The organism is Aquamicrobium soli (assembly GCF_042646345.1).
Lineage (GTDB): Bacteria > Pseudomonadota > Alphaproteobacteria > Rhizobiales > Rhizobiaceae > Mesorhizobium > Mesorhizobium soli_A.
Map to the genome: position 1 here is coordinate 1 of NZ_JBHRTK010000008.1, position 13,196 is coordinate 13,196.

General features: G+C 64.3%; 10 protein-coding genes. 6 read left to right on the forward strand and 4 right to left on the reverse strand.

Annotated elements, in window-relative coordinates:
* The coding region (locus ACFOHJ_RS06450; protein WP_378219661.1) for a LysR substrate-binding domain-containing protein at nt 1-988 on the forward strand (988 nt) is incomplete at its 5' end.
* 77 nt (nt 989-1,065) lie between these two features.
* Here ACFOHJ_RS06450 and ACFOHJ_RS06455 read toward each other — a convergent pair.
* From ACFOHJ_RS06455 to ACFOHJ_RS06470, 4 genes are all read right to left on the reverse strand, one after another.
* Nucleotides 1,066-2,187, reverse strand: coding sequence for a tyramine oxidase subunit B (locus ACFOHJ_RS06455; protein WP_378219662.1), 1,122 nt, complete (start codon nt 2,185-2,187; stop codon nt 1,066-1,068).
* 18 nt (nt 2,188-2,205) lie between these two features.
* Nucleotides 2,206-3,480, reverse strand: a complete 1,275-nt coding sequence (gene eno, locus ACFOHJ_RS06460) for a phosphopyruvate hydratase (protein WP_378219663.1) — start codon at nt 3,478-3,480, stop codon at nt 2,206-2,208.
* 1 nt (nt 3,481) lies between these two features.
* Nucleotides 3,482-4,891, reverse strand: a complete 1,410-nt coding sequence (locus ACFOHJ_RS06465; protein ID WP_378219664.1) for a glycerate kinase type-2 family protein — start codon at nt 4,889-4,891, stop codon at nt 3,482-3,484.
* Between the two features lie 354 nt (nt 4,892-5,245).
* Nucleotides 5,246-5,923, reverse strand: a complete 678-nt coding sequence (locus ACFOHJ_RS06470) for a GntR family transcriptional regulator (RefSeq protein WP_378219733.1) — start codon at nt 5,921-5,923, stop codon at nt 5,246-5,248.
* A gap of 321 nt (nt 5,924-6,244) precedes the next feature.
* Here ACFOHJ_RS06470 and ACFOHJ_RS06475 point away from each other — a divergent pair, with 321 nt between their 5' ends.
* The 5 genes from ACFOHJ_RS06475 (at nt 6,245) to ACFOHJ_RS06495 (ending at nt 13,192) form a co-directional block, all read left to right on the forward strand.
* The gene (locus tag ACFOHJ_RS06475) at nt 6,245-7,378 is read left to right on the forward strand and encodes an ABC transporter ATP-binding protein (RefSeq protein WP_378219665.1); all 1,134 of its coding nucleotides are present in this window, start codon (nt 6,245-6,247) and stop codon (nt 7,376-7,378) included.
* Between the two features lie 59 nt (nt 7,379-7,437).
* Nucleotides 7,438-8,499 carry a polyamine ABC transporter substrate-binding protein gene (locus ACFOHJ_RS06480; protein ID WP_378219666.1) on the forward strand — a complete coding sequence of 354 codons (1,062 nt, stop codon included), beginning with the start codon at nt 7,438-7,440 and terminating at the stop codon, nt 8,497-8,499.
* A gap of 84 nt (nt 8,500-8,583) precedes the next feature.
* Nucleotides 8,584-9,846, forward strand: coding sequence for an ABC transporter permease (locus tag ACFOHJ_RS06485; RefSeq protein ID WP_378219667.1), 1,263 nt, complete (start codon nt 8,584-8,586; stop codon nt 9,844-9,846).
* A 2-nt stretch (nt 9,847-9,848) separates the two neighbouring features.
* On the forward strand, nt 9,849-10,673 hold the full coding sequence (locus tag ACFOHJ_RS06490; protein ID WP_378219668.1) for an ABC transporter permease: 825 nt from the start codon (nt 9,849-9,851) through the stop codon (nt 10,671-10,673).
* 71 nt (nt 10,674-10,744) lie between these two features.
* Nucleotides 10,745-13,192, forward strand: coding sequence for a GcvT family protein (locus tag ACFOHJ_RS06495; RefSeq protein WP_378219669.1), 2,448 nt, complete (start codon nt 10,745-10,747; stop codon nt 13,190-13,192).
* Nucleotides 13,193-13,196: the final 4 nt, after the last annotated feature.

Below are 13,196 nucleotides of genomic sequence, written 5' to 3' on the forward strand. Positions count from 1 at the left end.
CACCTTGCTGCGCAACTGCCCCATCAGGCCCGCAGCATGCCAGGTGGAACCGGCGGTCAGCACGTTCGCTGCGGAGTTGAACGTAACTCCCTCGGCGGTCAGCCAGCATATCCGCGCGCTTGAATTGCGGCTGTCGAAAAGCCTGTTCGACCGTCATGCCAACGGCGTGACGCCGACGGCGGCCGGCAAGCGCTATGCGGAAGAGCTTGGCCGGGGCTTCGCCCTGATCGACGAGGCGACGGCGCACTTCGTGGGGCGGAGCACGCGCGAATTGCTGGTCGTGCATGTGGCAACGTCGTTCGCCAGCCAGTGGATAGCGCCCCGGCTCGACCTGTTTCGCGCATCGTATCCAGGCATCGAACTCCGGCTGACCGCGCTCGGCCACGGCGTGGAGGCAGGCCGCGGCAAGGCCGACGCGGAAATACGCTACGGCTGGGGGGACTGGCCGAGGCTCGAGGCAACCGCGCTGATGCGGGAGGAAATATTCCCGGTATGCGCCCCCTCGCTTGCGGCCTCGCTTCGCACGCTGGCAGATCTAAAGGGGAGCGATCTACTACACGTGCCGGGCTATGCAGAGGACTGGGACGCCTGGCTCGCCTCTGCCGGCATAGACAGCATCGATCCGAGCGGCGGCACGTCCTTCGATCAGTCGATCATGGCAATCCGCGCCGCGGTCGAGGGCAAGGGCATCATGCTTGGCCGCTCGGCCCTGATCGAGCGCGAGCTCGCAAGCGGCCTGCTCGTCGCCCAGTCACAAACTGCAAAGTTCCGGCGCCTACTGGTTCCTGGCCACGCCGCAGAACGCCCTCGTGCCCAAGGTCCGTGCCTTCCGGGGATGGCTGGTGGCAATGTCGCGGTAACGGCTCATAAGCGCCGGACTCACGCTGCTTTCCCCTGTCTCGCTGCCGGCTACCCTCTGCGCTGGAGCGCGGCATCCTTGGTACGGCTACGGTGCCAAGCAGATGACCGTGATGTCCGCCTCATGTAGGCCGCCATCGCAGCGCCGGCTCTCCCGCTTGATCGCAATTATCGAGACATCGCCTCGCCGGCATGATGTGTCGGCGCTCAGCCCTGATGCGGCCTTTCCCAGAGGTTGAGCGATTGGCCGATACCCCTGGCCCTGGCATTCTGGAGCAGTTCGAAGCCCCAGCTTATGTCGAAGACCGCCATGCCGCAGGCGATGAAGATCACACGTTCCTTCAGGTCTGCGCGGCCGGGCTTGGCGCCGTTGACGACGTCGCCAAGGCTCGTGGAATCCTTGAGCGCCGGCAGCTTGCCGGCATCGATGAGGCGGAAGAACGGCCCGCCGATGACGCCGCTGTAGTAGGCCTCCTTGTTGCCCGAGGCGATCGCGTCCTCGACATAGGCCTCCTGCAAGGCGGTGTGGTCATAGACGATCCTGGCGCTGGTCAGGAAGGACTCGTCCGTGTTGAAGGGGCCGGATACGAGGATCGTCGCCCCCTGCTTGATCCATTCGTCCTCGAAGTAGAGCGGCCTGAGGCGCGACGCGGCGACGGTAATCACGTCCGCATCCCGGAAGCCGGCTTCGGTATCATCCACGCCGACGGCCCCGACGCCGTATTCTCCCTGCACCCATCGTGCGAATTCGTTGGCCTTGTCGAGGAAGAGGTCGAAGCACACCACCTTCTCGACGCCTTCGAGCTGCGTCATGATCGCGGTGAAGCAGGCCTTGTTGATCGGACCGCAACCGACGACCGAGACGACCTTCGCACCCTTGTTGACGAGGTGCCTCGCCGCAGCGCCCGGCACGCCGCCCGTGCGCGCCGCGCTCAAAAGATTGGCCGACATCAGCGCCAGCGGCGCGCCGGTCTCCTTGTCGTTGAGCATCATGGTCAGGATCGAGCGCGGCAGGCCCTTCTCGATATTGGCGTGGTTGGAGCCGTACCACTTGTTGCCGCAGACGTCGAAGCGGCCGCCGAGATAGCCGGGCATGGCGGCGAAGCGGCGATCCGGGCCGGCCACCGGCATGTTGGGGAACTTCGTTTCCTTGGGGAAGACGATGTTCATGCCGTGGTTGTTGTGATTGGCGCCGCCCATCAGGTAGTCGCCCTTGCCGAGCAGGGCGAAGGTCTCTTCGCAGACCTCGACGCAGCGCTTGGCGTCCAGAACGCCGGCAGCGATCATGTCGGGTTCGGAGAGGTAGAGGAAATCGATCCTGGGATCCATGAAAGCAACCTTTGCTGGTTAGAAGCGTAGAAGGGGCCTGATGTCGTAGAGGCGGCAACCGGGGCTGGCGGCGTTGGCGCGCATCAGGAAGTTCAGCTTTTCGATGCGCTCGCCCGAACGCGGCGCGCCGTTCTTCTGGAAGGGCACCTCAAGGCCGACGGAAAAATCCATCACCACGTCGTCGACGACGCCGCCGGAGCGGCCGGAGGGAACCGAGATCATGCCGTGTTCGCTGGCGAAGCGATGGGCGTCCATCGCCTCGGTGATGGTGCCGACCTGGTTCGGCTTGAGGATGAAGCCGTCGACGGCGTGCGTCTCATGAGCCCGTTGCAGCAGGGCCGGGCTGGTCACGGTGAGGTCGTCACCGAGCACGATGGTGCGGGTCAGTTCCCGCACCGCCTTGGCATAGCCATCCCAGTCGTTTTCATCGAGCAGGTCCTCGATGAAGACGAAATCGAATTTCTCGGTAAGCCCCTTGGCGTAGGCGATCAGATCGTCGGTCGAGACCCGGCTGCCCTTCAGCAGATAGGTGCCTGTCTCGCTGTCGTACATCTCGCTGGAGGCGCAATCGAGCGCGAAGGCGATGCGGTCGCCATAGCCGCAGGCGTCGATCGCCTCCCGCATCAGCGACAGGATCACCTCCGGATCGTCCGAAGGCGCGGCGTAGCCATAGGAACTGGCGACCTGAGGCTTGTGACCGAGATGTTTTGCCAGGACCTCGCCGAGCTTCTGGAACACCGTCACCGCCATCTCGACGGCGAAGTCGATGCTGTCGGTGCCGTAGGGCACGATCAGGAATTCGTTGAAGGCCTGGGTCAGCGTCTCGTAGCGGCCGCCGTTGACGATGTTGAAGCAGGGCACGGGCACGGTGCGGATGTCGCGGCCGGCGATGTGTTTGTAGAGCGGCATCCGGCGCGCATCGGCCGCCGCCCGGAAGGCCGCGATCGAGGCCGAATAAATGGTGTTGCCGCCGAGGTTGCGCTTGTCCGGCGTGCCGTCGAGCGCGATCATCTTTTCGTCGATGGCGCGCTGGTCGAACACGTTCATGCCGACCAGCGCCGGCCCGATGACGTTCAAGACCTTGTCGACCGCCTTGTGGACGCTAAGGCCGTTATAGCTGGAAGGGTCGCCGTCGCGCAGGACGAAGGCTTCGTGCATGCCGACCGAGGTGCCGGTCGGGGCCGCGCCGCGCCCGACCGCGCCGCTTTCGGTGCGGATTTCGACTTCCACGGCGGGCCGGCACTTGCAGTCGATGATCTGCTGGGCCCGGACGGATGCGATCCTGTCTTCCATGCTACTGGCCTTCCTCGATCGCCGGGACATAAAGGATATTGAGGTCGCAAAGATTGGTGCCGGTGTTGCCGGTGAAGACCGTGCAGCCGATGGCCGACAGCGCCTCGAAGCAGCTATGCTCGCGCAGCGCCTGATGCAGGCTGATGCCCTTGCCCGTCGCAACCTTCAGGCTCGAGGAATCGGTGATGCCGCCCGCGACGCTGGCGGTGCCGTCCGTGCCTTCGCTGTCGATGGAAAGCAGGCATGCGCCCTTCGTCTTGGCGGCGGCGATGGCAAAGCCGACGGTCATTTCCTGGCCGGGGCCGCCGTGCCCCCTGATGACGGCATTATCGAGGATCTGCGTCGTCACCTCACCGGAACTCAAGAGCACGCAGGGCGCCTTGACCGGATTGCCGTAGGTCTGAATCTCGCGCGCCATAGCGGCGAAGAAGGTGCCGGCACCGCGGCTCTCGCCTTCGAGGAAGGAAGTGACGATGACGGCCGGGATGCCCATCTCTTCGCAGGCTTCCTTGGCATAGGTGCAGGAATCCGGCAGCGTGTTGAGCAGGAAATAGGTGTTGTCCGGGAAGGCCTTCGGCGTTTCGTTGTCCGGGCCGGCATTCATCAGGTAGTCGACCACGCTCTTCGGCAGGCGCTCGGCGACATCGTAGTTGACGATCGTGGCGCGCGCATCGTCCAGCGTCGTGGCGTCGGGGCCGATGGGCGTGCTCTTGTAAGCAGCGTAAGGCACGGCGATATCGCCCGTCGCGGGCGATCCCACGGCGTCGGATATGCCGAAGCCGATCAGTTCGGCACCGACATCCTGTATGCGCTTGGCCAGCATGCCGCCGTTCAGCGCCGAGATGTGCCGGCGCACCGCGTTGATCTCGTAGATGCCGGCGCCGGATTTCAGCAGAACGTCGGTGGTATCGATCTCGTCCTGAAGGGAAATGCCGTCGATCGGACACGACATCAGGGCGGAGCTGCCGCCGCTGATGACGACGATGAACAGGTCGTCCGGACCGGCCCGCTCGACGATCTCGATGATCGTCTTCGAGGCGCGGAAGCCTTCCTGGTTGGGCAGCGGGTGGCCGCCGACATAGACCTCGGTTTTGTTGAACCGGTCCGTTTCCTCGTGGATCTTCACGATGGCGATGCCGCGCGTCAGTCGGTCGCCGAGCACATGGTCCACCGCCATCGCCATGTGGTTGCAGGCCTTGCCCGCCCCGAACAGGTAGACGTTGCGCTTCTTCGACAGATCCCATGAGCGAGTGCCGATATGCAGCACGTCGCCTTCCATGCGCATGATGGAGCGTATGCGGCGATAGCTATCCAGACGGTCGAGCGTCCGGTCGGCGATCTCGAGCACGATACGCCTGGACTCGACGTCTCCCTGCGACAGGATCTCTTCTGCGTTTCGAATTTTCTTCATGCACGGAACTCGACAGGGTTCGCGGAAAGGGCGTCCGGGGATCGTTCTTGACCGGGCGCCCACAGCCCAAGCCGAGGCGACTATACCTATATGGGCTATTGTCGACAATAGCCCATATGAAAAACCGTAATACTTCGGGAAGGCGGCCCGAATGGGGTCCCGTTCCGGACGATGAGATGCGCGAAATCAAAGGCCAGGCGCGGCAAAGCGCGTTCGGAAGATCACGCCATGCCCACGGAAGCCAGGCAGGCGGCTTCCGTTACGGTAGCGATCGGCGAGGCCGATAGAGCGCGGAGACAGGAAAATATCGCGGCCGCCGCCGAGCATCCGCGACGCGGCTGATTCGCCGCTTCTTCACCCCTTGGCGGCGAGCGACTGGCCCAGCTTTTCCCCCTCGGTCAGGTTGTGCTCCTCGGCAAGCCTTCCCGCTTCATCGGCGTTCCCGGCGAGAATGGCATCGCACATGGGCCTGTGCTGGGCGATGATCTCCGACGGATTGGCGATCAGCGCATCGCTGGAACGAATGTAGACGCGAATCTGCTGCTCGATCAGCCCGTACTGCGCCGACAATCTCCGATGGCAGGCCGCGTCCACGATCGCCTTGTGAAAGCCGAAATCCGCTTCCGCTATCCGCAAGGAATTGCCGTCCTCACAGGCCTGGACCAGCTTCTCAAGCGCCGCGCGGAGCTGCGCACGCTGCTCTTCCACCTGCGATTTCGCCGCCAGCTGCGCCGCCATCCTCTCCACGGCGGCGCGAAGGGTGTAAAGTTCCCACACGTCCTCCACGCTGAGCTCGATCACGGTCCAGCCCGTGTAGGGGACGAGGGTCAGAAGTCCTTCGTTGGCCAGTTCGTGAAGCGCCGTCCTGATGGTCGCGCGAGAGAGGCCCATCTCTTCGGCAAGCTGAACTTCGGTAATGCGCGACCCGGGCGGAAATTGGCCTTCGACGATTTGGCTCCGCAGGGCATCGGCCGCCCTGACCTCCGCAGGGATCTTCACGATCCGGGGTAGCGACGTTCGTTTTACTGTCATTTCCACGGGAACCTCCCAATTCTCCTGCCGCTCGGGACCCTCAAACGGATACCGCAAATCAACCGAATATCAATGTCGTCCACAGTATGACACATCGCTTGCGAAAGGGCTATTGTCGACAATAGCCAGCCGTGTTAATTCAACGATGGCAAGGATCGGACACCGAGGCGCAATGAAGGATTTCAAAACTCTCGTGGTATCGGACAAGGCGATCGTTCGATCGGGACGCATGTCGCGTCAGGGACCCTGGGCCGTGGTCCGGGCGGCCGCGACCTCTCGGGGCAAGGCCGCGGCCGATGTTCCGCAGCCGGGATCACGGTAATGGCTGGTCCTGTGAACCCCCAGTCGGCCGGCCCGCGCGAGAGCGACGATTTCGTGCGCTTCACGGATGTCGAGAAGACCTACGACGGCGTCTCCATCGTCGTGAAACGCCTCAGCCTGTCGGTGCGCCGCGGTGAATTCCTGACCATGCTGGGGCCTTCCGGTTCCGGCAAGACCACGACCTTGATGATGCTGGCCGGTTTCGAAATGCCGACGGCCGGAACCATCCACCTGGACGGCAAGCCGATCGAGCGCTTGCCGCCGCACCAGCGCAATATCGGCGTGGTCTTCCAGAACTATGCGCTGTTTCCCCACATGACCATCGAGGAGAATGTCGGCTTCCCGCTCCGGATGCGGGGCGTGCCGCGCGAGGAGATCAGGCAGCGCGTGGACCGGGCGGTGGCGATGGTCCAGATGAACGGCTTCTCCAGCCGCAAGCCCGGCCAGCTTTCCGGTGGCCAGCAGCAGCGCATCGCGCTCGCACGCTCGCTGGTGTTCGAGCCCAAGCTGGTGCTGATGGACGAGCCGCTCGGCGCGCTTGACAAGCAGCTGCGCGAACATATGCAGTTGGAGATCAAGCAACTGCACGACGAACTCGGGATCACCGTGGTCTATGTCACGCACGACCAGAGTGAAGCGCTGACGATGTCGGACCGCATCGCGGTATTCAACGACGGCATCGTGCAGCAGCTTGGAACCCCGGACGAAATCTACAGCCTGCCCGCCAATCCGTTCGTCGCCCGGTTTATCGGCGACAACAACGCCATCTCGGCGCGGGTCGTCGGCATCGACGACGCGAACTGCCGGATCAGCATCGAAGGCGCCGCGCAAGGAACATTCGGTTCGGTGCGGGCCGGATCGGTCAGGCTCGGAGAACTGGCCACCCTGTCCATTCGCCCGGAACGGCTTGTGGTGGCGCCCGCTGCGGACGTGCCCAACCGTACCGACGCGACGATCCGCCAGATCATCTATCTCGGCGATCATATCCGCTTGCGGGTCGAGGCGCTCGGCTGCGACGACCTCATCATCAAGGTTCCGAACGGGAGCGCGCTGCCGACGGAATTCAGCCCCGGCAACATCATTCCCATCGGCTGGCGATCGGAGGACTGCCGGGCCTTCGCGCCGGCCACCTAGCCGGCGGGCAAACCCGATCCGGCAATCGGTTCACACACATCACAAACGGGAGGACTGCAATGACAGATACGAGACACGGAATAGGCGTCGCCGGACTGGTGATGGCGAGCCTGCTGGCGGTGGCGACCGTTGCCTCTGCCGAGGAGACGATGACCATTACCGGTTACGGTGGAGCAGCTCAGGAAAGCCAGCGCAAGGCCTACTTCGAGCCCTTCAGCAAGGAAACCGGCATCAAAATCCTGGAGGAGGAGTGGAGCGGCGAGACCGCCAAGCTGCGTGGCATGGTCGAGACCAGCAACGTCATGTGGGATGTCGTCAACGTCGAAACCGGCCATGCGGTGCAGGGCTGCGCCGAGGGCTGGCTCGAAAAGATCGACTACGACAAGCTGGGCGGCCGCGACGGCTTCCAGCCGGGTGCGGCGCTGGACTGCGGCGTCGGCATCACCGCCTATGCGACGGTGATCGCCTACGACGCGACCAAGTACCCGAATGGCGGCCCGCAGACGGTCGCCGATTTCTGGGATGTCGAGAAATTCCCGGGCGCGCGCTCGATGCGCCGTACGCCGTGGTCGACGCTGGAAATGGCGCTGATCGCCGACGGGGTTCCCGCCGCCGAACTCTACGACGTGCTGGAGACGGATGAAGGCGTCGACCGCGCGTTCAAGAAGCTCGACGAGATCAAGCCGCACGTGAAGGTCTGGTGGTCGGCCGGCGCGCAGCCGCCGCAACTTCTCGCCGACGGCGAAGTCGACATGGTGACCGCCTATAACGGGCGCATCTACAATGCCGTGAAGGAAAGCGGCAAGGACTTCAAAATCGTCTGGGACGGCGCCGCCCTGGACTGGGACATCTGGGTTATTCCGAAAGGCACCAAGAAGCTCGACCTCGCCGAGAAGTTCGTGGAATTCGCGCTTCGGCCCGAAAACCAGGCGGTGCAGACCAAGTACATTTCCTACGGCCCGAGCCGCACCGCCGCGACCAAGCTGGTCGATCCGGAGATGCTTCCCAACCTGCCCACCTCGGACGAAAACATGAAGACCGCCTTCACCGTTTCCCCCGAATTCTGGGCAGACCACGGTGAGGAACTGACCGAGCGGTTCAACCGCTGGCTGGCGCAGTAACGCGCCGCCGACGTGGCCCGTGATCCTCGGGATCGCGGGCTACGCCCCCGCCCCAACCCGCCATCGAGATAGACGAGCGAACGCGTGTCGCCCAGCCGAGTTGCCACCGCCAATGCCGCAATCGACCACGACAGTCCGGTGGACCGTCGCGCCCTTGCCGCCCGCCTCAGGCTCGCAGCCCGTATTGGCCGGCTCAAGGCGCTGGGCCTGATCGCACCGCTCTTCCTGTTTCTCGTCGTCTCGTTCATCCTGCCGATCGCGCTCTTGCTGGTGCGTGCGGTCGACAACCGCGAGATCAGCGCGGCACTGCCGCAGACGGCGGCCGTCCTGTCAGGCTGGAATGGCGAGGACATGCCTTCCGACGAAGCTTACCGGGCGCTTGCGGCCGACCTCGCCGCCGCTCCCGGCGCGACGACCGCCGATATTGCGCGCCGCCTGAACTTCTACGATCCCGGCATCCGCTCGAAAATCATGAAGACTGCCCGCCGGGTTCAGGACGTCGCGCCCGAGAACGCCCGCGAAGCGCTCCTGGAAGCCGACAAGGTGTGGGGCAAGCCGGGTATCTGGCAAACGCTCAAGGCCGCCTCCCCAGCCTTCACCGGCTACTATATCCTTCGCGCGCTTGACCTCGACCGCGACCAGCAAGGGTCGCTGACCGTCACCTCCGAGCCCATCTACATCGAAGTCCTGATCCGCACCGTCGCCATCAGCCTCGGCGTCACCGCGTTGTGCCTGGTCCTCGGCTACCCGCTGGCTTACCTGCTCGCCTCGGTCGACGACCGGACGTCGCGCCTGCTGATGATGTTCGTGCTGCTGCCGTTCTGGACCTCGCTTCTCGTGCGCACCACCGCATGGCTGGTGCTGCTTCAGGGCAGCGGCGTCATCAACTCGCTGCTGCAATGGGCCGGGCTGATTTCGTCGCCGATAGAGCTGGTCCACAACCGGATCGGCGTCTTTGTCGCCATGACCCACATCCTGCTGCCCTTCGTGGTACTGCCGGTCCATGCCGTCATGAAGGGAATACCGGGCGTCTACATGCGCGCGGCCTCTTCCCTCGGGGCTGCCCCGTGGCGCGGCTTCCTGCACGTCTATCTGCCGCTGACGCTGCCCGGCGTAGGGGCCGGCTCGCTGCTCGTCTTCATCCTGTCGCTCGGCTACTACATCACGCCGATGCTGGTCGGCGGCCCGCGCGACCAGATGCTGTCTTCCTTCATCGCCTATTTCGTCAACCAGTCGACCAACTGGAGCATGGCGGCAGCGCTGGCCACGATCCTGCTCGCCGTCGTCGCCCTGCTCTACATCGCGCTGGCCATCGCGTTCGGCAGCCGCCGGACGAAAGGGGCCTGACCATGTCCAACGCACTTGCCCAACCCCGGTCGAAGCGCTGGATGCTGTGGCTCTACTGCAGCCTCGTGCTGGTGTTCCTGGTGGCGCCGATCCTGGCGATCATCCCGCTTTCCTTCAACTCGGAACCCTTCTTCACCTATCCGCTGCCGGGTCTTTCCTTGCGCTGGTACGAGGAGTTCTTCAACTCGGCGAACTGGCAACTGGCAACCCGCAACAGCGTCATCGTCGCGATCTTCTCGACGCTGCTGGCTACCGTGCTGGGCACGCTGGCCGCCGTCGGCCTGTCGCGGCCGGACTGTCCCTATCGCAGCCTGTTCGCCGCGCTCATCATTTCGCCGATCGTCATTCCGATCGTCGTCGCCGCGCTCGGCATCTTCTACTTCTACTCCTACCTGGGGCTCGTGGGGAACCTGGCCGGTCTGGTCATCGCCCACACGGCGCTCGGCGCGCCTTTCGTGGTCATCACGGTGGCAGCGACGCTGTCGGGTTTCGACACGCGGCTGATGCGCGCGGCGGCAAGCCTCGGCGCACGGCCGATGACGGCGTTCCGCCTGGTCATGCTGCCGCTCATCATGCCGGGCGTCGTCGCCGGCGCCATATTCGCCTTCGTCACCTCGTTCGACGAGGTCGTGGTCGCGCTCTTCCTGGCCGGTTCGGAACAGCGGACGCTGCCGCGCCAGATGTGGAGCGGATTGCGTGAGCAGATCAGCCCGACGATCACGGCGGTCGCCTCGCTGCTTATCCTGCTCGCCGCCGTGCTCATGCTGACGGCAAACGCCCTGCAGGCACGTGCCCAGCGCCTCAAGACCCGGGTAGGCCAGGAATAGGCGGACCCGACCGCCCTCAAAAACCAACCGCATCGCGATCCCGCCGTATCGTACCCATGGAAAGGCTCAACATGTCGAACCTGCCAACGGAAGCCCAGGTCGTTATCATCGGTGGCGGCATAGGCGGTGCATCGATCGCCTACCATCTCGCCAAACGCGGCGTGTCCGACGTGCTGCTGCTGGAGCGCGACAGGCTGACCTGCGGCACGACATGGCATGCCGCCGGCCTGGTCGGCACGCTGTGGCCGACCAAGAACATGACCCAGCTCGGCGCCTATTCGCATCAACTCTATCAGGAGCTGGAAGCCGAGACTGGCCAGGCCACGGGCTACAAGCGCAACGGCTCGGTGTCGCTTGCCCAGACCGAAGCACGGCTGGAGGAACTGACCCGCACCGCAGAAATGGCGCGCGTCTTCGGCGTCGAGGTCGAGGTCGTCGACCCGCGGACGCTGGGAGAACTCTACCCCGGCATCGACACCAGCGACCTGGTGGGCGGCCTGTATCTTCCCAAGGACGGCCAGACGAACCCGATCGACACCACCATGGCGCTCATCAAGGGCGCCCGCATGAACGGGGCGACGGTGCGCGAGGGAGTGACCGTCACGAAGATCCTGACCGACGGTGACAAGGTTACCGGCGTCGAGACCAGCCAGGGCACGGTCCGGGCGCGGAAAGTCGTGCTGACCGGCGGCATGTGGTCGAGGGATCTCGCCCGGCAGGTCGGCGTGGTGCTGCCGCTGTTCGCCTGCGAGCATTACTATGTGGTGAGCGAGCCTGTCCCGGGCCTGCCTTCCAGCCTGCCGATCATGCGCGACCTCGACCATGGCGTCTACTTCAAGGAAGACGCCGGCAAGCTCCTGATCGGCTTCTTCGAGGACAATGGGAATCCGCTGCCGATGTCGAAGGTGCCGGCCGATTTCAGTTTCGGCGAACTGCCCTATGAGCTCGAGCATTTCGAAAAATACCTTGAGCGGGCGATGATGCGCTATCCGGCGCTGGAGAACATCGGCATCCCCACTTTCTTCAACGGGCCGGAAAGCTTCACCACCGACAACCAGCACCTGATGGGCGAAGCACCCCTCTTGAAGAACTTCTTCGTCGCCTGCGGCTTCAACAGCCGGGGCATCGGCGGCGGCGGCGGCATCGGCAAGGTCATGGCCGAATGGATCGACCTCGGCTATCCGCCGATGGATGTCTGGGAAAGCGACTGCCGCCGGGCGATGCCCTTCCAGGGCGACGAAACCTATCTCCAGAGTCGCGTGGCCGAAGCGCTGGAGCGCTCCTATGCGATGCACTGGCCTTACTACCAGTATCGTTCGGGCCGCGGCATCCGCAAATCTCCCTTCCACGACCGGCTTGTCGAAATGGGGGCGGTGCATGGCGAGGTCGCCGGCTGGGAGCGGCCGAACTGGTACGCTCCCCAGGGCGTCGAGCCGGAATACGTGTACAGCTACGGCCGCCAGAACTGGTTCCCATACGCCGCCGAGGAGCACAAATGCGTGCGCGGGAACGTAGGCTTCTACGACCTGACCTCGCTGGCGAAATTCCGCGTGTCGGGCCCGGATGCCGAAAACCTGCTCCAACGGCTCTGCTGCGCCGACGTCGCCGTGCCGGTCGGCAAGCTGGTCTATACGCAATGGCTGAACGAGCGCGGCGGGATCGAGGCCGACCTGACCGTCGTCAGGATGGGCGACGAAGAATTCATGGTCGCCACCCCGTGTGGCAGCCACGTCAAGGACTGGTCCTGGCTGATGAAGCATATCGGGAAGGAAGACCGCGTCGAAGTAACCGACATCACCGACGAGTTCGGCGTGCTGGCGTTGCAGGGTCCGAATTCACGCGCGCTGTTGCGGAAACTGACGCAAGTCGATCTGTCGGCGGAGCACTTCGCCTTCGGCACCGGCCGCTGGCTGGAGGCGGCGGGCGTGCGCCTGTGGGCGCAGCGCGTTTCCTATGTCGGCGAACTTGGCTGGGAAATCTACATTCCCGCAGCCGATTGCGTCACCTTCCTCGACGCCCTCGTGAAGGCGGGAACGGAGTTCGGACTTCGCCCCGTCGGCATGCATGCCGTCGATGCCCTGCGCATGGAAAAGGGCTTCCGGCACTGGGGCCACGACATCGTCTACGAGGACAACCTCGTCGACGCAGGCCTGGCATTCACCGCCAGGCCGAACAAGAACGTCCCCTTCATCGGCCGCGATGCCTTCCTCGCGCAGAAACAAGCCGGCGTCGGCAACAAGCGGATGGTCTGCTTCCTGCTGAAGGAACCCGAGCCCCTCCTCTTTCACAACGAGCCCATTTTGATGAACGGCAAGCCCGTCGGCTACCTGACCTCGGGAAACTATGCCCACCACCTGGGTGCGGCGATCGGCATGGGCTATGTCGCGGCCGACGAACCGGTAACGGCCGAGTTCATAGCCCGAGGCGAGTTCGCGATACAGGTCAACGGCAGGGCGGTTCCCGCCAGCGCCGGCCTGAGCCCGTTCTACGACCGGACATCGGAGCGCATGCACTCCTGACGGT